Here is a 25,751-nt window from a genome sequence, read left to right on the forward strand (position 1 = left end):
TAAATTCCCCAAAAAATCTTTACTCTTTCAAGTTTTTAAATATTTACCCTATCTGCCAAAGTGACATAATGAATGAAAAATGGTTTATCTAAGTCAATAGGGATATGAAAACCTCTCACTATAAGTAAGAACGCTACACTTATTGCCACAAAATTTAGTACAATATTGATGCTTTACGGTAACAATTGCAAAACTTCTTCCAAAGTATCGACTCATTATTTGTTCATAATTTCTTTAAAAAAAAAATACACTTCTGATGATTTACTATGTGTTTCATTTACTATTTATTTTAATAATAAATGAGATAATTTTAAACTAGCTAAATCATTATTTTTTTATGAACATTTGTAAAAACTATTCAATATTTAAACAAGAATTAAAAGATATTTATACTTTTGCACTTGATATCATTTCCCTTATTTAAAAATTCAAAAAAGCCGGAATGAATTTTAACACATTTTTTCGTAAAAAAAATATTTCTGATTTACAGGATACAACACAAAAATCTGAATTAAGCAGAGTATTAACTGTAAAGGATTTAACTTTTTTTGGAATTGCTGCGATTATAGGCGCCGGCATTTTCAGTACCATCGGAAGAGCCTCTTATGAAGGAGGACCCGCCATTTCATTACTCTTTATCTTAGTGGCTGTTGCTTGTATTTTTACCGCATTATGTTATGCGCAATTTGCTTCAATGATTCCGGTGAGCGGCAGCGCTTATACTTATGCTTATGTTTCTTTAGGTGAAATATTTGCTTGGACTATTGGGTGGGCTTTAATACTTGAATATGCTGTATCAAACATGGTGATCGCAATCTCTTGGTCGGGATATTTTGTCTCTATGTTGCAAGGTTTTGGCATTCATTGGCCTGATTGGCTTTCCATTGATTATTGGAATGCTCACAGAGCTTATCTTGAATATCTTACACATCCTCAAAGTCTATCTCAAAATGATCTTAAATTATTGGAAATATATAAATCTGCTCCGGAAATTGCCAACATAAAAATAATATTTAATTTACCGGCGGGATTAATTACCTTATTAGTTACCACCCTGGCGTACGTAGGAATTAAAGAATCTACCCGTGTAAGTAATGCTTTAGTTTGGATTAAATTATCTGTAATTATAGGCATTATTTTAATTGGTGTATTTTATATAAAACCGGATAATTGGTCGCCTTTCTTTCCTAATGGTTTAGGAGGAGTTATGGGAGGAGTGGCTGCCGTATTTTTTTCTTTTATCGGGTTTGATTCTATATCAACTACAGCTGAAGAAGCTAAAAATCCACAAAGGGATTTGCCACGCGCCATGCTATATTGTATTATAATTTGTACCGTTTTATATGCTTCAATTGCATTAATATTGACCGGTATGGTTAATTATAAAGAATTACGCGTTGATGACCCGTTGGCGTATGTTTTCAATAAAATAGGAATAAATTTTATAGCCGGAATCATTTCCGTGAGTGCGGTAATCGCCATGACAGGAGCCATTCTTGTTTACCAGATCGGACAACCGAGAATATGGATGACCATGAGTCGAGACGGTTTATTGTGGAAGCCTTTTGGTACTATTCATAAAAAATATCATACCCCCGGATTTGCAACTATTATTGCCGGTTTCTTTGTGGGAATACCTGCTATGTTCCTGGATATGCAGTTGGTTGTGGATTTGACAAGTGTGGGAACTTTTTTCGCTTTTATTTTAGTTTGTTCCGGAGTTTTATATTTAGATAACAAAGGTCTTTCTCATCAAGCAAAATTTAAATTAATTTATATCAACGGTCAATATTTAATTCCTTTATCTTTTTGTTTGGCAATCATTTTGTTCTTATCCCAAACCAATTATAAGGAAATCCTTGCCGATAAACCTTTATTAGCTATTTTTTGGATTATCTGGTTCGGTTTATCTTTAGGTGCATTCAAATATAAATTTTCGCTAATACCTATTCTCGGTATTTTGTTTAATTTATATTTAATGACGGAATTAGGATGGTCTAATTGGGGAATGTTTATATTATGGCTATTGATCGGATTATCAATTTACTTCTTATATGGAAGGAAAAACAGTAAACTCGAAAAATTAATTCAAACTTCTCATAATCATTAATTATTTTAAATTATTTATACTATACTAATTTTATCTACAAATAATTTTGTATTAAATAAATTATATTAATCTTAAATATTTTCATTTTCATAAAATTTTGCGTCTTTCCAATATAAATTTTGGATACAAACAATTAAAATATGCTAAAAGATATTTTTGTTTCAATTAACTATATATAATTATCCATCAATACTTTAGAAAATAAAGTTTCTTTTAATTTCAATATTTATTTTATTTCTTTCATATGAATCTAAAAATAATCATGACGAAAAAAAATAAACTTATTATCTTTGCAAACGCTAATTAGCTTGAAAGTAAATTTTTTCTTGCTCAATAAATATAATTAAGTATTATGAATCAGAACTTAATAAATTTTTTTCCAAAAGAAAATGAAATTCCTGAACATTTTCGACTTCAAAACGAAATCTCTCAGAAAAGAGTATTGATCGATGGAGAATTTATTGAATGGGAAGGTCCATTTCAAGAAGTTTATTCTCCTATTTATACCCGTTCAAACTCTACAGATGAGTTAGTACAAACTAAATTAGGCAGCTATCCAATCTGTACTTCTAAAGAAGCTGAAAAAGCCTTACAGGCTGCTTTAAAAGCTTTTAACGGAGGAAGAGGAGAATGGCCGTCTATGTCTGTTTCTCAAAGAATCTCTGCGATGGAAAATTTCATCGTTAAAATGGTTGAGCAAAGAGAAAAAGTAGTAAAATTACTAGTTTGGGAAATTTGTAAAAGCTATAAAGACTCCGAAAAAGAATTCGACAGAACGGTTGATGCAATAAAATGTTCTATTGAAGCTCTGAAAGAATTAGATATAAATTCATCTCGTACAAAAACAGATGAAGGGGTGGTTGCTCAGGTTAAAAAATCTCCTTACGGAGTTGTCCTTTGTATGGGCCCTTACAATTATCCGTTAAATGAGACTTTTGCGACTTTGATACCTGCTTTATTAATGGGTAACACCGTATTGTTCAAACCACCGCGTCGTGGTACATTATTGTTTGAACCTCTATTAAATGCATTTAAAGAATGTTTTCCTGCAGGGGTTATCAATACTTTATACGGCAGAGGTAAAGATGTTATTCCTACTTTAATGCAATCAGGTAAAATTAATGTATTAGCATTTATCGGATCCAGTAAAGTAGTAAATGGAATGATTAAAGAACATCCTAATGCAAACAGTCTTCATTCCGTATTAGGATTAGACGCTAAAAATGCAGCTATTATAGACAAAACTGCTGATATCGATTTAGCGGTTAAAGAAGCTATTTTGGGTACTTTTTCTTTCAACGGACAAAGATGTACGGCTTTAAAAATACTATTTGTACATTCTTCAATTGCTGATGAATTCAATAAAAAATTCACTGAGGAAATTTCTAAATTGAAAGTGGGAATGCCATGGGAAGATAATGTAACCATTACTCCGTTAGCTGAGCCGGATAAACCTCTATATGTTCAAAAATGTATTGATGAAGCTTTAGAAAATAACGGTGAAATTATTAATAAAGAAAATGGAGGAGGACAAATTTTAAATTCATTAGTTAGCCCAACTGTAATTTATCCGGCTAATGAGAAAATGAATCTATTATATAATAATGAGCAATTTGCTCCTATCATTCCGATAGTTCCTTTTGACGATCTTGAAACTCCGATTAGCTATATTACCAATTCAACTAAAGGTCAACAAGCAGCCATCTTCAGTAATGATGAAGATACTGTATCATATCTTGTTGATGCCCTATGTTGTCAAGTAGGTAGAATCAATATTAATGCTCAATGTCAACGTGGACCTGATACGCTTCCTTTTAACGGTAGAAAAAATTCAGCTTTAGGTACTCTATCAACCATTGATGCTTTATATGCCCTATCTATCGACTCTGTTGTAGCTACTAAGGATACTAAATCAAATGACAATTTGATTGACTCTGTTATAAAGAGTGGTAAATCTTCAAGATTAAGCTAATTTGAGGTTTTTTATCTTATAATATCAATTATTTTATAAAATGGAACCATCTATCTTCGTATAGATGGTTTTATTTTTTTATGAAGTATGCTAAGCTTTATAAAAAAGAGAAATTCTTACATTTAAAAATTTATTTCATTAATCGATCATTTCCTCTTACCTCTTATTTATCTTTTCAAATGCGGGACTCCGTTTTAGTTAACAATATTTTTTACTCTGTTAGATTTATAATTAGTTTAGTAAAAGTTTTAAATATTGAGGTTATACAGCATATATCAGATAAATATATGACAAAGTGTACTTTGGTTTAGAATTTGTACCGATACATTATACACGAAATATCCACGAATATAAAAAATTTGACTTACACTATATGGCATATATTGATTATTATAAAGTTTTAGGATTAAGTAAAAATGCTTCTCAGGATGATATCAAAAAGGCATACCGAAAATTAGCCCGAAAGTACCATCCGGATTTAAATCCTAATGATAAAGAAGCTAATGTAAAATTTCAGCAGATTAATGAAGCTAATGAAGTTTTGGGCGATCCCGAAAAACGTAAGAAGTATGATCAATACGGCGAAAATTGGAAACATGCAGAACAATTTGAACAAGCACGTCAACAACAAGGAGGCGGTGGCGGTCAATACTATTATGACAATTCCGGTAATCCTTTTGAAGGTTTTTCCCAAGGTTTTGGTACGGAAGGTTTTTCTGATTTTTTTAGTGATCTTTTTGGTGGAAGAACCGGTAGAACTCATCGAAGAAGTTCTCAATTTAAAGGGCAAGATTATACCACAGAATTACGTCTTTCCTTGCGAGACGCAGCAACCACACATAAACAGACTCTTAACGTCAACGGTAAACAAATACGTATTACCATTCCTGCAGGCATCTCTAATGGTCAGCAAATAAAATTGAAAGGTCAAGGGGGCCAGGGTGCAAATGGAGGGCCTAACGGAGATTTATATATTACTTTTAATCTTTTGGAAGATCCTAAATTTAAAAGATTACATAATGATTTAACCACTACTGCAGAAGTAGACCTTTATACAGCTGTTTTAGGGGGAGAAATAACCGTTGATACTCTGGATGGTAAAGTTAAACTCAAAGTGAGTCCGGGTACACAAAATGGAACTAAAGTGCGATTGAAAGGTAAAGGATTTCCTGTGTATAAAAAAGAAGGAGAACATGGAGATTTATTCGTGATTTACCAAGTAAAAATACCTACTCATCTTTCTGAAAAGCAAAAAAATTTATTTAAACAATTAGCAGAATCATAAAATTATCTGATACATGAAAAATGATTTGATAACTATAGAAGAATATTCCATACATTATAATGTAGATGTATCATTTATTGAGGATTTAGAAAATTTGGGTATTATCCATACCGTTCAAAAGGAGGAAATAAAATACATTCCTTTTGATATTCTTTCCGATTTGGAATCTTATTCCAGAATGTTTTATGACATGGATATAAACCTTGCAGGAATTGATGCTGTAAAAAATTTACTTTTTAAAATACGTAAACTCCAACTTGAAATGACCGAACTTAAAAACAGGCTTGAATTTTATGAATAAATAAAAATATTCTGTATTTAAAAATTTAATTTAGCTTTATTAATATAATAGCCATACATTTTAAAAATGTATGGCTATTAACATATATGTACAAACTTTATAAAAAATTCTTAAAAACTACTCCTCCTTGTATCCATCTACCCGGCATGGGTACCAAATTTGATTCAGTATATTTAGTATTGAGAATATTGGTCATTTGGATGTATAACTGTAAGTTATTGGTTTGATACATAAGACGATCATCCAATAAATGGTAATCATCTAAGTTTACTCTGTCATTGTATCTATAAATTATTTGATTGGATATATTCTTGAAGAGTTTATGCTCTACTTTTACAACCAACTGATGTCTTAAATTATCTAATGAATATCTAGAGTACGCTCGGTCAGAATATTTTAAATTTTTATCCAAATAGGTATAACCTAAATTGATTGATTTTATGAAGAGTGCCGTAAAAGAATAATTAAAATCAACTTCTACACCATCCGTATTTATTCTTGAAATATTTTCGGGCTTCCATTTACCTTCTTCACTATCTTTTGTCCAATCTATACTTTTTCTTGATTCCCTTCTAAAAAAGCTGATGGTAGTTTTTATGTTTTTATGATTCAATCGATATCCCAATTCATAAGACAAAGCATTCTCCGGTTTTAAATTGGAATTTCCTTCGGTGACCGGGTCTGTATAATTAAGATCTGTATACGTAGGAACTCTATAGGTTTTTCCTAAATTAGCAAATAATTTATTTTGTTGGTTTATACTGTATCCAATATCAATTCCCGGATACCAAAAATTCCCAAAATCCGAATAGTCGGAAAAGCTAATTCCCGGAGTAATATCCAATCTGTTTTTAAAAAACATAAATCGATGTTCCAAAAATGCAAAATAAACTGTACGATGATTTTTTCCTAAATTATTGGAAGATAAATATTCCTTTCTAAAGTCCAATCCAACGCCGGTGATTCCTAAAGAAGATGAATAGTTTGTATTGGCTTCGATTCCTGCATTATTACCTATATGAAGGTTTCTATATTTTGAGGGATTATGTCTTTCGAAAATATATTCGTCTTGAGACCTTCTCCAATATGCATTGGATTCCCATTTGAATTTGCCTGATTTTTGATTCCAACCAATGCTAACCAAGGAAGTTTGAATCGCTTCGTATTGATCTTTTGCTAATGGGGATGAATAAAATCCGTTGGCTCCAAATTTTTTATCAATAAATCCTCCTTGTAAACGAAGTTCTCCCCCGTTTAATTTATACTGATTCTGATACCATACATTTTTAACTTGATAGTCCGTATTATAACGATATCCATCAGATTGTGAAGTTTCTGCTTGAATAAAGTGAGAAAACTTTTTTCCTGAAACATTTAATGAAGCACCTAAAGATGTCGTATTAAAATCACCTAAAGATCCTGAAATTGTTATATCATTCTTGGTAGACGGACGAGTAACAATATTAATAGCACCGGCATATGCATTTTGTCCAAAACGACGAGCTGCAGGACCTTTAACTATTTCAATTCGTTCAATGGATGCTAAATCTAACGGAAGATTCATGGTATTATGTCCGGTTTGGCTATCATTCATGCGTATTCCATTGATAAGAATTAATACTTGTTCAAAAGAACTTCCTCTTATACTAACATCGGCTTGTACTCCATGCGCTCCTCTTTGTCTTATATCTATTCCTGAATAATAAGAAAGAACTTCTTCAATACTGGAGGCAGGCATAGCTTTGATTTGTTCTTTCGTAATTATTTGAACATCTTGTGAAGTTTTATTATAAGGTAAGGAAAGTGTTTTCCCTTGAATTACAACTCCTTCAAGTTCTTTACTCTCCTGCGCAACCAGTACTAAACATATAAACAAGGCAATAATTGAATAAAATAGTTTCATAATTCTATTGTTCACAGCAAATTTTCGCAGTAGTTAGTTAAAATTTATTTTTATACTAGTTAGTTTATACAAAAGTAGTAACTTTCCGGATGATTAAACTATACCAGTTTTATTATTATGACTAGTCCGGATTTACTACCTTATTATAGCTTGATACATATCGACCGAAACGCTAAAGTTTCTGTATATCTACAAATTACCACTCAGATCATCAATGCTATTCAAAGAGGTTATTTAAGTATAGGTATGAGACTTCCCGGAACGCGTATTTTAAGTAATCTTATTCAAGTAAATCGCAACACGATCGTTAAAGTATATGATGAATTGCATGCACAAGGATGGATTGAAGTTCATCCCAATAAGGGCAGTTTTATCATTCAAAAAGACAATGTGACTAATAAAAAAATTAAATCCATATCTAAAGATTCTCTGACTCATTATCCTTCTAAAACGGGATTTTCATATAGAACTTCCAATTTATTGGATAACCCCTTTGAATCTTCAACTTGCTCATGGATGTTAAACGATGGAGGACCCGATACTCGACTTTTACAAATGAATACCTTGTCGAGCCTCTATTCATCGAACCTTAAAAGAAAAAGACATTTTACTAAAGGAAATAATGAAGTTCCTGAAAAAAGTGAATACCTAAAAAAAAACTTATCTAATTTTTTAAATCTATCTCGGGGATTACATATTTCACCAAAAAATCTTCTCATCACGCGAAGCATCGAAATGGGAGGTTATATCGCGGCAGAATTACTCATTACCCCAAAAGATATTGTATTGGTCGGAGAACCTAGTTATTTTTTGATCAATATGATTCTGCAAAAAGTTGGTGCAGATATAATAACCATCCCGGTTGATGAAGAAGGCATTTCTCCGGATGCTGTTAAAAAAATTTGTCAAAAAAGAAAGATTCGTATGTTATATATAACTCCACACCATCATTATCCAACAACGGTTTCTTTAAGTGTAAAACGTCGTATGGAATTATTGGAATTATCTCAACAGTATGGATTTATTATTCTAGAAGATGATTATGATTATGATTTTCATTACGAAAACAATCGGATTCTGCCTCTTGCCAGTGCAGATACCTCGGGAATGGTCGTTTATATCGGTTCGTTTGGAAGATCTTTAGCCCCGGGATTCCGTAAAGGCTTTGTGATCGCTCCTGAGGATTTAATTTTAGAAATGCAAAAATTATCGAATATGCTTGACAGGCAAGGAGATATTTTTATGGAATATGCTTTGGGCGAACTTATTGAAGAAGGTGAATTTAACAGACACCTGAGACGAACCTCTGCTATTTATAAAGAAAGAAGAAATTTTCTGGCATCTTTATTAAACACTCATTTGAAGAATTATTTAAATTTTTCTTTGCCAACCGGTGGATTGGCTTTTTGGACACAATGGAATTCATCGGTAAATTTGATGAAATTACGAGAGTATTGTCTAAAGGAAGATTTGCTCATTCCTAAGTCCTTGCTTTATCAAACGCACAATTTATCTGCTATGAGATTGGGATTTGGAAGTTTTACCACAGAAGAAATGGAGGAAATCATCTATAAAATCAAATCAGCTTTATCACGTTTAGAAAAAAAATAGATCCATTATCCACAATTAATCAATCATTTATTAAAATATTTATAAAAATTATATTAGATCGTAACGACATTTTTCAACGTTACTACTTTTCGTTTTGAAATTTTAAAACCGACAGTCTATAAGTAAAATTTGAAGTTTTTAAGTTGATTTTTGAATCAATTAGATAATAGTACAATTACTCAGTTACTCAGCTTGGCTCTGAAAAGGGTGTAATATATAAACACTAGAAACCCAATGAATGTTAATACAACACCCGGCAAAGCACTATATTCATAGGGATAATTTTTACTGATAGGAATACCTCCTAAATAAGCGCCTAAAGCATTTCCTATGTTAAAAGCTACCTGTGCCATTGCTGAACCTAACATCTCTCCTCCTCTTGAGTTATGCAACAATAAAATTTGTTGAGGAGCTGATACGGCAAAAAGACACCCCGTGCAAAGGAACATAAGTATTAACGAAAGGATTTGAGATTTGCTGAAAAAAAAGAAAAATAATAAAGATAGCATTGCCAACCCTTGGGTAACTGTAGCTACCTTTTGCGGAGAATATTTATCCGATAATTTTCCACTCAACAGATTTCCAACGACCATTCCCAAACCTGCAAACATCATTACTCCTGTCATAGATTCTTCTGAAAAGCCAACCGAATGGGTCATAATTGGATTTATATAACTATACCAACAAAATATACCTCCATTTCCTACAATGGTTGTTACGACAATCAGCCACGGATTCAAGTTCTTCAAAAAATGAAATTGATCTTTAAATCTAGTATAGGGAAGCGGTTTCAATTCAGGAACAAATTTTTTAATGGATATGAAAATTATGATTCCTAATAAAGCTATAAGAAAGTATGTAATTTTCCATGAAAAATGATGGCTTATGAATGTACCCAAGGGAACCCCTAAGAGGTTAGCAATCGTCATTCCTGAAATCATTCCCGAAACGGCAGAAGTTCCTTTTTCCTTAGGTGCCAGTTTACTGGCAACAATGGAACCGACACCAAAATAAGCGCCGTGTGGAAGACCTGAAATAAACCTGAACAATACATTCAATTCATAATACGAAGTCAAAGAAAAAAATAAATTACCTAATATGAAGATTAAAATAAGAATTAACAATATTCTTTTTAAGGGAAGTTTACCGGATATTAACACCAGTAAGGGAGCTCCGATAGCAACTCCGATAGCAACTCCGAGAGCATATGCCGATATAAAATGCCCTGCTTTTGGTATGCTTATAGACATATCTCTTGCAATATCCGGAAGAATGCCCATCATGCCAAATTCAGACATTCCCAATCCTAAAGTACCTAAAGCTAATGCAATGGTAGATTTTTTCATATTTTTTAACCGCCTGTTTACTAAACAAAATTATAGGAAATTATTCCTTATTCCGCAGTTTCCGGCAAAAAAATATTTATCGTATATTTGATTAAATTATAATACAGGAATCATGAATATAACAGATATCTCAGGAACAACTACTCTTTCCAACGGTGTAAAAATGCCTTATTTGGGTTTAGGCGTGTATAAAGCTGACGGAGGACAAGAAGTAATCACTGCTATACATGATGCCTTAGATGCAGGATATCGTCATATTGATACGGCTGCTTATTATTATAATGAAGAAGGAGTTGGAAAAGCCATCCAATCTGCTTCAATTCCTCGTGAAGAAATTTTTGTAACTACCAAAATATGGTTCAGTAGACAAAGATATGAGGACACTTTTAAAGCATTTGATGAATCTATGGAAAAACTTGGTCTTGATTATCTTGATCTATATTTAATCCATTGGCCTCATCCGGATTTCTATTTAGAAGCATGGAAAGCAATGGAAGAATTATATAAGGCGGGTAGAATACGTGCAATAGGTTTATGTAATTCTTTGCAGCATCATATCCAAAAAATTATAGATTTGGGACAAACCGTTCCTATGGTTAATCAAATGGAATTCCACCCCAATTTAGTGCAACAGGATTTATTGGATTTTTGCAAAAAAAATCAAATTCAATACGAAGCTTGGTCTCCTTTAAAAAGAGGGGCTTTGTTTAACGATCCTTTACTTATAGAATTAGCTCATAAGTATAATAAAAATGTAGCACAAATTATTATTCGATGGGATTTGCAAAAAGGGGTAGTTACTATTCCGAAAAGTACAAAAAAAGAAAGAATTATTTCCAATGCTGATGTTTTCGATTTTCATTTAAGTGATGAAGATGTAAAAAAAATAGATTCTTTAGATTCCAATGATCGAACCGGAGCTCATCCCGATCATTTTTTGGAATATTTTGCTAAAAAGGGAATCAAATAATCAAACTATCATATATCTCATTTAAAAAAAAAGATTCATTTAAACTCAAAAAAATATATCAATTTTTTTGGAGTTTAATTATACATATTGAAATATTTATTAATTCTTTTTTATAAATACTATTTCTTATAACCTTGAATTTGCTTTATAGACAAAAAGTATATACTTAATATAAGAGTAAACTTTCCTAAGTTAAAATTCAACTAATTACAGCTAAAAAATATTTACATAATATTGTAAAAATTTTTTAGACGTTATCGTAATTAAAAACCAATTCCTAAATGAAAATTGCATACTGTATAGGTAACATTCATAATTCCGGAGGAATAGAACGTGTGATTTCAATTAAGGCCAATTATTTGGTTGACAAAGACTATGAAGTTCATATTGTCGTTATATATCCATCTTCTCAAAAGCCTTTTTTCAACTTTGATTCCCGTATTAAATTTCATTATTTGAATTTGGATTTTGAAAAAGATAGGGGATTGAAAAAACATATTAATTTTAAAAAAAATAAAAAAATTTTTCTTCAAACAATCGGAAATCTTTTTCAGGAAATTAAGCCCGATATAGCAATTTCCACTTTTTGTAAGTATTCGAAATATATTTTTGAGTTAAATGATGGAAGTAAAAAAATTATAGAACGACATTTCGCTAAATACAAACGTGCGCAATATTATTCAAAATTGGATAATTATTTTCTAGGAAGAATCATAACGTATTTATACCGTAAAACAGATTATGATATTGGTAAGAATTTTGACCGATTTATAGTTTTAACGAATGAAGATAGAGAATCCTGGGGAAATACTCTTCCCAACCTTGAGGTAATTGAAAATCCACTTACTATATTACCTAAAACTCATGCATCTCTTGAAAATAAAATAGTAATTAGCTTAGGCCGATTAAACCAGCAAAAACAGTTTGATCATCTTATTGAAATATGGAACACTATTGTTCAAAAACATCCGGATTGGAAATTGTTACTATATGGAAATGGTGAGAAAAAAAGAGAGCTAGAAGAAATGATTGATCGATTAAATTTAAATTCCAACATTGAATTACATCCGGCGACTTCAGATATAAGTTCAGTTTTGCTAAATAGTTCCATTTATGCTATGACCTCTAAATATGAAGGATTTCCATTAACATTAATTGAATCTATGGTTCATGGAGTCCCTCCTGTTTCCTATACCTGCAAATGCGGACCTAAAGAAATTATCCATGATGAAGTAGACGGATTATTAGTTCCTTTTAATGATAAAGAAATTTTTGCTCAAAAACTCTCCTACTTAATAGAAAATGAAACTATTAGAAAACAAATGGGAAAAGCGGCTTCTGAAAATATTCTGCGTTATTCACAGGATATAATCATGCAAAAATGGATGAATTTGTTTCAACGTTTAGTAGAAAGTTAAAGTCGGGTTGCAGACTTTATTTTTTTATTATAAAATTCTACTTTTGTTTTAAAATACTTTGATTTACGGATTTTCCCCTTATCTGTAATAATGAGGCAACTATAATCCGGATATTGGTTAATGAGTTTGCGTCCGGCTTTTACTCCGAGTACCATTATTGAGGTACTGAATCCATTGGCCGTTTCTGCATTCGGACCTATCACACTGACACTTTTAATTCCTTTTACGGGATATCCCGTGCGAGGATCGATAATATGAGAATATTTTTTTCCTTCTAATTCGACATATTTTTCATAAGAACCGGATGTTGTGACGCATTCATCTTTAAGTGTAAAAAAACCTGTAATATCCGAAGGCTCAAAGGGATTAATTATTCCAATGTTCCAATATTCTCCATTAATTTTATGCCCCCAAACACTTATATCTCCTGAAGCATTGATTATCCCCGCTTTTACATTATTCTTCACCATTAGTTCTTTTGCTTTATCAGCTGCATATCCTTTTCCAATGGATCCAAATCCGATTTTCATTCCGGGGAGCTTTAAAAAGAGAGTTGAGTTTAAACTATCTATAATGATATTTTTATAGCCTATTTTCTTTATGGATTCTTTGATTTGCTCCTCTGAGGGCATTTTTTTCATTGAACCGTCAAATTTCCAAATTTTATCCATAGCTGCAAAACTTATATCAAATGCTCCTTCTGTAATCTCTGAAATTTTAATAGCTCTTCGGGTAAGTTCCAATACTTCTCTATCTACTTTTACGGGCTGTATACCTGCATTTTGGTTAACCTTTGAAACTTGCGAATCAGGCTTCCAATCCGATATTAAATTTTCAATCCGTACTATTTCATCGATAGCCTTATCTATGTATTTTTCTGCTTGTAGGGAATCTTCTGCTAGTATTGAAAAGTCAAACTTACAACCCATTAAAGTTGCCGTGCGGTTTCGTTGTACTTGCGAATTAATGTTTATGTAAGATAATACAAATAATGCTGCCAAAAGAACATATTTCCCTCTCATATTTTTACTACTTTTCTTGAAATTCATTAATAACAATCGGTTACAATTTGTCCTTTTCTTTTGTAATCATTACATTTTTTTAGGCTATCTACAAAAACAACCTCATCTAAGACTTTTTCTACCTCCAGTTGCATTTGCAAAGCTCCACAAATCATGATTACTCCTCCCTCTTCCAATAAATTAACAAAAAAATTTCTGTCATTTTGAATTAAATCCATCACATATTTATTTTCTGTATCTGATGAATACGAAAAATTATATTGTTCTAAATATCCTTGGTTCATTTGTTCCTTCAAAAAACAAATATATTGATCTACCATTTCACTTCGTTGTCTGAATCCGCAATACAAATAAGTTTTAACTTTGGTTGAATTTTGATCGATCATTCCTAAAAAGGGACCTATTCCTGTCCCATTGGCAATCATAACTACTTTTTCTGCTTTTTCGGGAAAATGAAAAGAAGTGTTAGTTATGATTTTCCCGTATATGGTATCTCCTTTTTTCCGATTTATTAAATATTCTGACGCCAAGCCGCTCGGATAATATTTTATTGATAACTGTATATTATGATTGACTTTAGCTATGGAATAATATCTTTCCTTATTGTCTTTACAGGGATAAACAGCAAGGATATCTCCTGAAGTAAATTTTTGTTTGCCGGGATGTATTTGTACTATAAAAGTTTCTTTAGAATCATTAGGTATGTAAACCTCCTCTATTTTCATTTTTATACGATTCTTAGGTTTACTTGTATAAAATTTAGCATCAGTATATAGTTTGATACCCGTTTTATTATTCCATTCTTTTATCCATGTTGTAAACTCATCTATTGATTGGTCGTTTACTGTGTGTAAATCTACTATCGATTCGCTCCATGCCTCTTTTTTGATTTGTTTGTCTACAGTTTTAGCAAACAAACAGTAATCTTCATAGGACTTTGATCCAAACCCAACTACACTGAACTTAACGTTTTGGTTTTGTGGATTTTCTTTTAGAAGTGTTTCGAATTTACGCGCATTTGAAGGAGCTTCTCCCAGTCCATAGGTTGAAGTTAAAATTAGTATATATTCCGCTTTTGGATATACTTGATACTTATTAAGCTCTGTTATATAGGATCGATAATTTTGCGAAACCATTTGTTGATGAATTGAATGAGCCAAGTTGAACGTACTTCCATTTTCTGATCCTACCAATAGTATAATTTGGCTATCTTCAGGGAGGTATTTATTTTTAAAACTACGTTTTCCTCTTTTCAAAGTTATGGTAAATCCTGAAACTATAAAAAACAATATATATACACCGGCTATAAAAAGAATGACAGCCCAAACTACATGAGTTCTGCCGGTATGAAGGTCTAAACTTAGAGTTGCTAACTTTTTTGAAATCGGATCATTAACTTGAGAGACAACTTCACCTGTTAAAGGACTGACGGTTAATTCTTTATCTTTTAATTTTAAAATAAAATATTCGTCGGGATCATCGTAAAACGGAAATTCTATTTTACGAACTTCTGAAAGTTTAATTCGTGAAAAAAGAGGGATATCTTTATATAATAGTTTCTTTGTTGAAGTTTGATCTTGGGGAGAATGAAAAATAATTTTCTCACCTTCTTTGGAAAAAAAATGAAACCTTTCTAAACATAGATAACTTCCGGTTAATGAAATTATACCAATAGGTATAAGCAGTACACGTCCAAACAAAGTATGGTAATATTGAGAAAAAGATGCTTTTTTTATTTTTGAAAAAAAGTTGCTGAATTTTTTCTGTCTTTTTATTATAAGTATGCTTCCCGAAGTTGCTATTAAAAAAAGTAAAAATGAATTGATACCCACAAGTATACGTCCGGTTTCATGCATAAACAGGGATCTATGTAATGAGGTAACCCACAAGATAAAAGAATTGTTTTTTTGAGGTTTTCCTATGATAGTTCCCGTTTTAGGATTTATATATCCTACTACCTCCTCCCCATTCGTATCGGTACCTTGTAATTTTACAAACGATTTTTCATTAATTTCTAATTCAGAAATTTCCTGAACAGTAGATTGTAATGCTGAAAGAGTCTGCGCAATACTAATACGATTTAAATCATGAATGCAATATGGTGACGTATTTTCTTCAATGGTATAAAAAGCAAGTATGGATCCCGTTATGGAAGCCATACTCAAAAATATGAAAGAAACTAATGCTAAAGTTAAGTGAGCATATCTCCAAATGGAAAGCGTCATTGAATTATTGAATCTTACTTAGTCTCACATAATTTATATATCCCGTTCCGGATATTTTACCCGTAAAGGCTTGAGAATTTAAAGGGATTTCCAGATCTTTTACATAATAATTTTGATCTTCAACAGCGGTTTCAAATCGGAGTTTATATCCCTTATCAATTTTAGAATCTTCAATTTCCAACGTGGTTATGCTACGGTCTCCGCCGGTTACGGATGCTCCGGTTTTAGCATCTATAGTTTTCTTTTTTGAATTGTATTTATGCCATTCTTTTAAGGTATTATACCATCTTTTATCTTCTCCCATTATATATAATGTCTTTTCATATTGACCTTGCGGAGAAATTAATGATACTACTATGTAGGCACCTTCTCCTATATAATTATTCATTTGAAGTAAACATTTATATTTATGAGTCTGTGCATGGCCCATAAAAGGCATCAACATAAGAAGTAAACTGTAAGCTACTAATTTAATATTCATCTTCATAATAGATTATTTTAAGAAATCAACGGATACTTTATTTTGAGTTAAGATTTTGTTTTCTTTTGCTAAATCATAGACTGTTTCTCCAAACTCTGTTTTTAGGTCTTTTTTTGCACCTAAAGATAGCAGATATTTCAAAATAGTATCGTCTTTAGCAATCATTGCGGCTCTTTGTAAAGGAGTTATCCCCTCGTTATTAGCTGTATTAACGTCTACTTTCAATCCTGAAATTTTTTTAATCAAATTGATATCATTTTTACCGACTGCTAAATGATAGAGGGTATTGCCTTCTTCTTGTTTTGTATTAAAATCTACTCCTTTATCTTTTAGTAATTCTAAATTTGCATCAAAATCTTTATTTCTAGGATGATAGGATTGGATAAGATAATAAACCAAACTGTTTCCTTTGTTATCTTTCTGATTTATATTAGCTCCATTAGCAAGTAACAAAGCAATCATTTCCGGTGTACTAGATTTTACTGCTAACATTAGAGCACTTTCTCCCTTATTGTTAACTTCATTGATATTTTTAACTAAAGGTAAAAATACTTGTGTATTTTTAATATCTTTTCCTGAAGCACTTTTTATAAATGCTGTATTTCCTTCTTTATCTTTTTTTTGTGGGTCAACCTTTTTAGAAATAAAATAGTTGATAATTTCTGCCTGATCCGGTTTTGTTGCGACTATATGAAGTACGGTTTGTTGATCGTCATTGACAATTAAAGGATTTAATTTTATATCCTCTACCAAATATTTAAAAACATCTAAGGTATTGGCTGTTCTCCGTGTAGCTTCAGCTGCCAGTAAAAGAGCATTGTTGGTGCTTTTTACCCCTCTTGTTTTCAATTTTTTTAATAATTCTATATCGCCTTTTCTGGCCGCATAATCAAATGCTGTGCTTCCTTTATCGTCTGTATCCGATAAAGAAAGACCTTTGGATTGTAAATAATCGGTAAGGTGAATATCAGAATCATAGGGAATAGCTAAAAGCAAAATGGTTGCCCCGTTTTTATATTTTTGCTTAGGATTTAATCCGGCATCAAAAAACAAGCGATAGATTTCAACATTGGTTTGACCTGCATTTGCTGCAAATACTAAAGGAGTGAGCCCATGGGAATCTTCTAAATTAATATTGCTCTTTTTATCGATTAAATATTTTATTAATTCAGTATTTCCTTTTAAAGCTGCCCAATGTAAATAAATTCTGTTATCATGAGTTAATTTATTTATGTCATTTCCTTTCTGTTTTAACAGGTATTTAATAGTTTCTAAAGGGGCTTCATTTAGTATGGCAACTGTAACAGCGTCAAATTTGTTATCATTAAACTCAATCGGACTGTTACCTTTTTTAATTTCTGTTTCAACTGCTTGTAAATCGGGTTTATTTTTCCAAAAGTTATTATCTAACAAGGTATTATTTATTTGAGCATTCATCCAAATGGATGCCATGCAAAGTAGAGTTACGAAACTTCTTTTCATTTTTTTTTATATTTTAAATGAGAGCACTATAATAGTAATTTTTTTGCAATAATACTTATATAGACTAAATAAAAACAAAATAGTTTAAAGCAGTTGAATAAATCAACTGCTTCTATTAAAAAATTATCTGAGTAAAATTAATTAATTTTTCAAGAAAGTGACCGCTCTAATATGCTCCTTATCATTGGAAAGTTCAAATCCTTTATTTGCTGTTGCTGTTACCGGATCTATGGCATATATGGCTGAATTTCCGCTAACCGGATTTAATGGTAAATATATTTTACCTTTATGTGCTAACGGCCATCCGTTACTTGACACTTGAGTATAGTCCGGAATTCCTTCTACCCATTTAAAAGATTTAGATTCCATTTTAACGACTGCAAAACGTGTTGCTTTGGAACCGTTTCCGGAACTTGTTGTTTCATTGTAAAATTCAAGTAAATAGTAATCTTTAGTAATCGGAAAAACTTTTCTGAATTTATATCCTCCTGAAGCAGTTTCAATATCAAAATAATAATTTGAATCGAATGTTTGAGAACCTTTATTAATTTTTAAAGCTCCTGCTTTTTTAGCAGTGGTATTTCCGGATCCGGCACCTGAAAATACGTATACGTTGCCTGATCCGTCCGACCAAATTTGAGAATATACAGCACCTTTCCATTGGCCTCCAGAATAGCTTAAGCGAGAATCGTTAATGACTGATTTAATAGTCATGTTATAATCCATCAAGGCTACATAAACATTATCTGAATTTGTATATTTAAATGCAGCAGCTATTTCATTATTTCCTCTATCTGCAATTCCTGTAATGGTTGGTTTTTTGTCATCAATCATATGCGAACTTAAATCGATAGGTTTATCTATCATTGATATATTATCTCCATTTCTTTCATACAGAAAGCTGTTGTCTTTATTGGATATGGCATAAATATATTTTCCAAAATTTCCTGTAACTGAAAATCTACCAATAATTATCGGACTTCCTTGTAATTCTTTCATTTTATCATCTGTGTCATATTTAAATGCTCTGCATCCTGATTTTCCTTGCCCTAAATCTGATCCGTTGGGATAAATAAAACCAACCAAGGTGCTTGCATTGTTTACTACGATCTGTGTAAAAGAACTGGTTGTTTTCACTGAATTAGAATTTCCTGAAATACTATCTTTACCGCTATCTAAATGATTGACAGTCAAAAAATAAGTTCCTGTACCTAATTTTCCACTCCCGGGAGCAGCCGCTATTACAAACTTATCTGCTTTAGTAGGAATGGGTTGTGTGGCTATCGTATTATCATCATCGCTACTACATGATATAGTCATGCATCCGGCCAAAAAGCTTACTAATACTTTTCGGATAAAATTTGTTTTTTTCATACTATATTTTATTTAAGAGTTTATTGAATTTTATTGTTTTTTTAACAGGGATAATCCCGTAATGCCATCTGCTTCAACCACTAATCCTGCTTTAGCTGAAGTAGTTTTAGGATCGATCACGTATACGGTAGGCTGCTCATTGGATGTGGTAACCGGCAGATATATTTTACCGTCATAACTTAATGGCCATCCCGTTGCCGTAATTTGTTCTTTAGATGGGAAACCATCTCTTAACCAATTAAAATTTTTGGTGCTCATTTTTAGAATTGCATATTGAGAGGCAGGGCTTATAATGTTATAGTCCAATTCGTTATAAAATTCTAACAGAAAATAGTCTTCCGTTATATGAAATACTTTACGAAATCGGTAGCCCCCTGATGCTTGTTCAATATTAAAATAGTAATCTTTATCGAAGGCAGTACTTCCTTTTTTTATACATAACGCACCCGCTGGTTTTGTGGTAGCGCTTTCGTATGAACCTGAAAATACATAGGTATTTCCGTTATCATCTTTTCCTATTTGAGAATACATGGCAGATCGCCATCTTCCTGCAGAATAACTGATTCTATCATCCGAATAAATTCGTTTAACATTTAAATTTGCGTCTAAAGCTAACACATGCACTTTATCGGGATCATTGGGACTAACGGCTGAGGTAAGAAATTCTCCATTTTCGGTATCAACAATTCCGCTAATCGTTGGATTATAACCGTTTCCAACTATATTATCGGTATGTAATGTTTTTTGGGTTATAGACATATTTGTTCCTTCTTGTTCTATAAAACTGAAGATGGCTCCTGTCGTTCCGTCTGCTAAAGCCTGTGATCCTCGTGCAGAAATCATATAATTTCCGAAATTTCCAACGGTATTATAACTGTTTACTTGAAATCCCATATCCTGATCTCCTTTTAATTTTTGAATTTTGCCGTTTGGAGCCAAAATGAAACAATATCCAACGTATGCCCCTCCTTGTCCGTATACCAGCCCTACTAATGATTTATAGTGGTTATTTATAAAATGTGTAAATACTCTTCCTACTTCCACGCCATTTCCCGATAGCGAGGTTCTGCCTATATCCAGATTATCGGAAGTTAACATATAGCTGGAACTGCCCATAGTTGCAGCTATAACAAATTTTTGTGTAGCAGAATCTGTTCCCGGATTTTCTGATAGGTTATCATTGTCATCGCTTCCGCATCCCACTATGAAAACTGATAGTGCTGCTATTAAAAGGAATTTTCTTTTAAATGATCTATTTCTCATATTATTGATTTATTTACTTTTTATGTGATTTTGAAAATGAATATCTTAGCTTGATATAATAAGCCCTACCGGGCTTTTGTAAACTGTAGTTGTCATAAAGAAATTCATTGGTGATATTTTTAAGTTCCAATGAAACACTTAATGAACTTTCGTAGAGAGTGTAATTTATAATTAGATCATGTGATAGTTGTCGGGGTAAAGTGTATTTCGATTTTTTATTTCCCAAACTTTCCCAATTAAGATAAAATTTTTCAATAAAGTTGAATGTATAACCAATACTTAAATTATTTTTTCTTTTTACCCAATCGTTAATAAAATATGCTGCATCAATTGCGCCGAAAAAATAAGGAACATTGGGTATTCTGTCATTATAGGTAATATCTTTCCTGTTTCCACTGACGGAAGAATATCGCTCTTTATTCCTTAAATTTTGGTAGGTTACATTTCCTCCTAACGAAAATTTATTTCTGTAATAGAATTTTATTTCAGCATCTATTCCAATATTTTTTACTTTTCCGTGGTTGACATAAGTTGCTGTACCATAATGTTGTTCAATAATTCTTCGGATATAATCTTTAGTATCTCTTATATAACCACTGACATCAAAGTAGATAACATTATTATTTTTAAATTGTTTATTTAAAAGGATTCCTAAATTGTAATTCATGGAATTTTCAGCTTTTAAAACTGAATTTCCCAATTCTAATACTTCATCCCCAAAGAGTTCATTATCTGTGGGCAGACGGAATGCCTTTTCTAATGATCCCTTAAATTGAAAATCTTTCAAAAAATAAGTGACGGCTAAGCCATACCCGTTGGTGTTAAATTTTTCCGTGTTCTCAATATATTTTGTACTATTGGTTATGGTAGAAATATTTTTAGGACCTTTCACTTTTTGATAGTAATATTTACCAAAAACATTCGCATTCCATATATTTTTATAATTAAAACTATAAGAACCTCCCAAAATATTTTTCAAATTGGTTCTTCTCATAGTATCGCGCACAGAACCGATTTCCACTATAGAAACCCGATCGGATTTCTTTCTTTTGTAGCCGGAAAGAACATCATTTATAGCAAAGGAATGCATATCATTCCATCGATAAGTTAAATTTGCTGTTGAGGAATAGTTATCATTATAAAATTTTGAAAGAGAATAAATGCCTTCACCTCTAGTTTTTTTGGGTACATAGTCTCCTAACCAATTGTATTGTCTGGCTGCCGTGTCCGTATTTTTATTATAATTTCTATTATAATTTGCTGTGATTTTAACATTTAATTTATTGATCAAAAAATTATTTTTTCCGTAAACTAAAGAAGGCATAACAGTTGTACCCATTCTTTTTTTCATTCCGTAAACAATTTCCATTAAATTGGCATTTTGTATATCGGAAAATTCTTGTCCAAATGTAATCCCAATTAGAAATTTATCTGCCCATCGTTTCTTAATAAAGCCTAATTTTAAAATACCTGTTTCATTGTGATATTTTCCATGAAATCTTTTGACCCAAAATTTTTCGGATGAAAAGACATTTGTTTTCAAATCCAATATAGAAGTCTTTACTTTGTAATTATTATCTGAATAATTTTGAAAAGCATTAAGTTGAATCGTAAATCCTGATTTTGAGGTATGGCCCATATTTAAATCGGTTCGGTAGGTATTAAATGAGCCGGAAGAATACGATAAATCCATATAGGTTTTAGTACTTTGAGCCGTCACAATGTTGATCACTCCACCTATTGCATCAGTGCCAAATTCAATAGGCACCACTCCTTTATATATCTCGATCCGATCCGCTATATTTACCGGAATATTATTTAATTGAAAAGCAGAACCGAAACCCTGCATAGGAACACCATCCATGAATATTTTAACATGTTTTCCCGTAAAACCATTTAAAGAAATTGACAAATCCGAACCTACCCCTCCGGCTTCTCTTATTTTTACTCCGGGTGCTTTCTCAAGCATATGAGCTAAATCTAATGAGCTATTATAAAATGATTTAGCATCTAAAACAGTTACATTATACGGGATTTCTTTTGTTTTTTGTATGGCTGATTTTCCGATAATTACAACATTATCGATATCGGTATAGGTGATAGGTTTAAGTTTAATGGATATATTTTTCTTTTCTCCTTTTTTTAAATAAACAGGAATACGTTGGGTTTCAAATTTAGGATTTGAAAACGTTAACCCATAGTTTCCCTCAGGAAGCATTATCTTATAATATCCTTTTTGATCGGTTTTAGTTATATAATCTATATTGTCTACCTGAACAGAACAATTTTCCAACACTTGATTATTAGAGGTAACTATTCCTTCTACTACTGCCATTTGAGAGTATAAACAGGTTGAAAATGAGCATATAATTAGAATATTGATAATTACTTTCATGGAGCAGTAAGTTTAAGACCACAACAATTTTTTATTTCTTATTTTTGTTTAGACTAAATAAATATTATTTGCGAAAGTATAATTTTAGAACCATATAATAATATCATATTTGGTATAAAAAATAATATAAACAGTATCATGAATATTTATTCGGAAATAAATCAAGATCTTTTACTGACTATTGAATTGGAAGACAGATTAAATATTAATTCACCTATAATTACTAAGAAAAACCATTTTAAAACACATTTTGCCAATGGTATTCAAAAAAGTATATATACCGGTGGTTTATGTATTCTTATTCAAAAATTTACTGTATTACATAATTGTATTCATACATTAAATATTGAAAAGGATTACATTCAAGTATCATTATTATTACAAGGAAAAGCAACTATTGAATCTTCTAAAAATAAAACCATTCATGGTATTAAGCCCGGTATTTTACAAATGACTTATCAAAATAAAAATAATATAAAAATTAAGATAGATTCTTATGAAAAGACATTTTATTCTATTAGTATTTTCATATCTAAACCTTTTATTTTTTCTGTCTTAAAAAATGAAAAATGGTTTTTGGATAGTATTTTTTGTAAAGATATTCAAAGGAATACTTATTCTGATTTCAACAAAATAGTTTTACCGATAGATTTCAATATGCTTACCGTTATAAATGAATTAATTGAAATTAAAGATACGGGAGTATTCGGTCACAGTTATTATCAAATTAAGTTAAAAGAGTTATTTTTAAAAATCTTTATAAAATTATCAACCAACAAGAAAGAAATAAAGTCTATAAAAGAGGAAGATTTCAAAAAAATTGAACAAGCTAATGCCTATCTAACTACCCATTACGAAGAACCGCCTACAATTAACCAGCTATCTAAAATTATTCATTTAAATGAACTAAAATTAAAAACGGGATTTAAACAGGCTTATAGTTGTACCATTCATTATTATATTATACAATTACGCATGAAAAAGGCACTTCAAATGTTGAATAACCATTACCCAATAAACGAAATTGCATTGGCAACAGGTTATAAAAGCACTTCTCATTTTATAACCTCCTTCAAAAAAATGTTTGGAAAAACACCTAAACAATATATACTAGATGATTCACTTTAGACTTTAAATAAATCGATCGTTTCTTATTTGAAAAGATTTTTCGTACTTTTTCCATCTTATTAATTCTTTAAATGATTTTTATTCATCAGATATTTTTTAATGTCTGAACGTATATTTAACTGAGCTTTTCTATTCCTTATTAGATATTTATTTTTTTACACTAAATTTGCCATTTAAAGTTTACATTGATATGTTACAGGTTGCATATATTAAAGATAATAAAGAAAAGGTCTTAGCCGGATTAAAAAAAAGAAATTTCGGCAAGTTAGAACTTATCGATGAAATTATTTCACTGGATGAATCCAGAAAAAAGATTCAATTTGATTTGGATTCCCAGCTTTCGGAAATGAATAAAATTTCGAAAGATATTGGAATTCTAATGAAAGAAGGTAAAAAAGATGAAGCCGAAAATGCTAAATCACAAACTCTTTCTTTAAAAGAATCCACTAAAAAGTTGCAACAAAGTTTATCTGAAACAGAGGAAAAGTTAAAATTAACTTTATATGAAGTACCCAATATTCCAAACGATTTAGTTCCTGTAGGAACAAATGAAGAGGATAATCTTGAGGTTTTTAAGCATACTGCACATGAAAATATCATAAGTAATGCTTTACCTCATTGGGAACTTACTAAAAAATACGATTTAATAGATTTTGAATTAGGAGTAAAAATAACCGGTGCCGGTTTTCCCGTTTATAAAGGAAAAGGAGCTCGATTACAACGCTCTTTGATTCAATATTTTTTAGATAAAAATGCTGAAGCCGGTTATATGGAAATTGTTCCGCCATTTGTAGTAAATGAAGCTTCCGGATACGGCACCGGACAACTTCCTGACAAAGAAGGTCAAATGTATTATATTAATGAAGACAAATTATATTTGATTCCTACCTCAGAAGTTCCGGTAACCAATATGTACAGGGATGTATTGCTAAACGAAAATCAACTACCAATTAAATTAACTGCTTATTCTCCTTGTTTTAGAAGAGAAGCCGGTTCTTATGGTAAAGATGTTAGAGGGCTTAACAGATTACATCAATTTGAAAAAGTTGAAATCGTTCGAATCGAAAGATCAGAAAATTCTTATGAGGCATTGGATGAAATGGTTGAACATGTAAAATCTTTATTGGAGTCACTACAACTCACTTACCGAATACTACGACTATGTGGCGGGGATTTAGGCTTTACCTCAGCAATTACTTATGATTTTGAAGTTTGGTCGGCTGCTCAAGAAAGATGGTTGGAAGTTAGCTCAGTATCAAATTTTGAAACTTTTCAAGCAAATCGATTAAAATTACGATATAAATCAGAAGGAAAAAATCAGCTTTGCCATACACTTAATGGTTCATCTCTTGCATTACCTAGAGTTTTAGCAGCTTTACTTGAAAATCACCAATCGGAAGAAGGAATTAAAATTCCGAAGGTATTAGTTCCTTATACCGGTTTCGACTTAATTAATTAAATATTT

At 31.4% G+C, this 25,751-nt stretch carries 18 protein-coding genes; 9 read left to right on the forward strand and 9 right to left on the reverse strand.

What is annotated here, in order from left to right; all coding sequences use genetic code 11:
* The first annotated feature begins 442 nt into the window (after positions 1-442).
* The 4 genes from GFV00_RS04160 (at position 443) to GFV00_RS04175 (ending at position 5,668) form a co-directional block, all read left to right on the forward strand.
* Positions 443-2,110 (forward strand): amino acid permease, encoded by a 1,668-nt coding sequence (locus GFV00_RS04160; RefSeq protein WP_160557105.1) that lies wholly within the window; start codon positions 443-445, stop codon positions 2,108-2,110.
* 352 nt (positions 2,111-2,462) lie between these two features.
* Positions 2,463-4,082, forward strand: coding sequence for an aldehyde dehydrogenase family protein (locus tag GFV00_RS04165; RefSeq protein ID WP_160557104.1), 1,620 nt, complete (start codon positions 2,463-2,465; stop codon positions 4,080-4,082).
* Between the two features lie 373 nt (positions 4,083-4,455).
* Positions 4,456-5,367, forward strand: coding sequence for a DnaJ C-terminal domain-containing protein (locus GFV00_RS04170; protein WP_160557103.1), 912 nt, complete (start codon positions 4,456-4,458; stop codon positions 5,365-5,367).
* 13 nt (positions 5,368-5,380) lie between these two features.
* Positions 5,381-5,668 carry a chaperone modulator CbpM gene (locus GFV00_RS04175; protein WP_160557102.1) on the forward strand — a complete coding sequence of 96 codons (288 nt, stop codon included), beginning with the start codon at positions 5,381-5,383 and terminating at the stop codon, positions 5,666-5,668.
* Between the two features lie 97 nt (positions 5,669-5,765).
* Here GFV00_RS04175 and GFV00_RS04180 read toward each other — a convergent pair whose 3' ends face one another.
* The gene (locus GFV00_RS04180) at positions 5,766-7,571 is read right to left on the reverse strand and encodes a TonB-dependent siderophore receptor (protein WP_160557101.1); all 1,806 of its coding nucleotides are present in this window, start codon (positions 7,569-7,571) and stop codon (positions 5,766-5,768) included.
* A 117-nt stretch (positions 7,572-7,688) separates the two neighbouring features.
* On the opposite strand from GFV00_RS04180, the gene GFV00_RS04185 reads away from it, so the two are divergent.
* Positions 7,689-9,182, forward strand: coding sequence for a PLP-dependent aminotransferase family protein (locus GFV00_RS04185; protein WP_160557100.1), 1,494 nt, complete (start codon positions 7,689-7,691; stop codon positions 9,180-9,182).
* Between the two features lie 179 nt (positions 9,183-9,361).
* On the opposite strand, the gene araJ is transcribed toward GFV00_RS04185, so the two are convergent.
* Positions 9,362-10,528 (reverse strand): MFS transporter AraJ, encoded by a 1,167-nt coding sequence (gene araJ, locus GFV00_RS04190; RefSeq protein WP_160557099.1) that lies wholly within the window; start codon positions 10,526-10,528, stop codon positions 9,362-9,364.
* 112 nt (positions 10,529-10,640) lie between these two features.
* Here araJ and GFV00_RS04195 point away from each other — a divergent pair, with 112 nt between their 5' ends.
* Both GFV00_RS04195 and GFV00_RS04200 read left to right on the forward strand, forming a co-directional pair.
* On the forward strand, positions 10,641-11,498 hold the full coding sequence (locus tag GFV00_RS04195) for an aldo/keto reductase (RefSeq protein ID WP_160557098.1): 858 nt from the start codon (positions 10,641-10,643) through the stop codon (positions 11,496-11,498).
* 281 nt (positions 11,499-11,779) lie between these two features.
* Positions 11,780-12,916 (forward strand): glycosyltransferase family 4 protein, encoded by a 1,137-nt coding sequence (locus tag GFV00_RS04200; protein WP_160557097.1) that lies wholly within the window; start codon positions 11,780-11,782, stop codon positions 12,914-12,916.
* Here GFV00_RS04200 and GFV00_RS04205 read toward each other — a convergent pair.
* The 7 genes from GFV00_RS04205 to GFV00_RS04235 all read right to left on the reverse strand — a co-directional run bounded on the left by GFV00_RS04205 (position 12,913) and on the right by GFV00_RS04235 (position 23,158).
* Positions 12,913-13,938 carry an FAD:protein FMN transferase gene (locus GFV00_RS04205; protein ID WP_185149982.1) on the reverse strand — a complete coding sequence of 342 codons (1,026 nt, stop codon included), beginning with the start codon at positions 13,936-13,938 and terminating at the stop codon, positions 12,913-12,915. The two genes, GFV00_RS04200 and GFV00_RS04205, sit on opposite strands and share 4 nt — an antisense overlap.
* 26 nt (positions 13,939-13,964) lie before the next feature.
* Positions 13,965-16,163, reverse strand: a complete 2,199-nt coding sequence (locus GFV00_RS04210; RefSeq protein ID WP_160557096.1) for a PepSY domain-containing protein — start codon at positions 16,161-16,163, stop codon at positions 13,965-13,967.
* Between the two features lie 4 nt (positions 16,164-16,167).
* Positions 16,168-16,650 (reverse strand): DUF2271 domain-containing protein, encoded by a 483-nt coding sequence (locus tag GFV00_RS04215; protein ID WP_160557095.1) that lies wholly within the window; start codon positions 16,648-16,650, stop codon positions 16,168-16,170.
* A 6-nt stretch (positions 16,651-16,656) separates the two neighbouring features.
* On the reverse strand, positions 16,657-18,126 hold the full coding sequence (locus GFV00_RS04220; RefSeq protein ID WP_160557094.1) for an ankyrin repeat domain-containing protein: 1,470 nt from the start codon (positions 18,124-18,126) through the stop codon (positions 16,657-16,659).
* Between the two features lie 141 nt (positions 18,127-18,267).
* The gene (locus GFV00_RS04225) at positions 18,268-19,500 is read right to left on the reverse strand and encodes a DUF4374 domain-containing protein (RefSeq protein WP_160557093.1); all 1,233 of its coding nucleotides are present in this window, start codon (positions 19,498-19,500) and stop codon (positions 18,268-18,270) included.
* A 30-nt stretch (positions 19,501-19,530) separates the two neighbouring features.
* A complete protein-coding gene (locus GFV00_RS04230) occupies positions 19,531-20,763 on the reverse strand; it encodes a DUF4374 domain-containing protein (protein WP_160557092.1) in 1,233 nt (410 codons plus the stop codon).
* Between the two features lie 13 nt (positions 20,764-20,776).
* Positions 20,777-23,158, reverse strand: coding sequence for a TonB-dependent receptor plug domain-containing protein (locus GFV00_RS04235; protein ID WP_160557091.1), 2,382 nt, complete (start codon positions 23,156-23,158; stop codon positions 20,777-20,779).
* Between the two features lie 138 nt (positions 23,159-23,296).
* Between GFV00_RS04235 and GFV00_RS04240 the strand changes: the two genes are divergently transcribed.
* Together GFV00_RS04240 and serS are read left to right on the forward strand one after the other, a co-directional pair.
* On the forward strand, positions 23,297-24,286 hold the full coding sequence (locus tag GFV00_RS04240) for a helix-turn-helix transcriptional regulator (protein ID WP_160557090.1): 990 nt from the start codon (positions 23,297-23,299) through the stop codon (positions 24,284-24,286).
* A 190-nt stretch (positions 24,287-24,476) separates the two neighbouring features.
* Complete coding sequence (gene serS / locus GFV00_RS04245) at positions 24,477-25,745, forward strand: serine--tRNA ligase (RefSeq protein WP_160557089.1); 1,269 nt, start codon at positions 24,477-24,479, stop codon at positions 25,743-25,745.
* The last annotated feature ends 6 nt before the right edge of the window (positions 25,746-25,751 follow it).

The organism is Apibacter sp. B3935, assembly GCF_009827705.1.
GTDB lineage: Bacteria > Bacteroidota > Bacteroidia > Flavobacteriales > Weeksellaceae > Apibacter.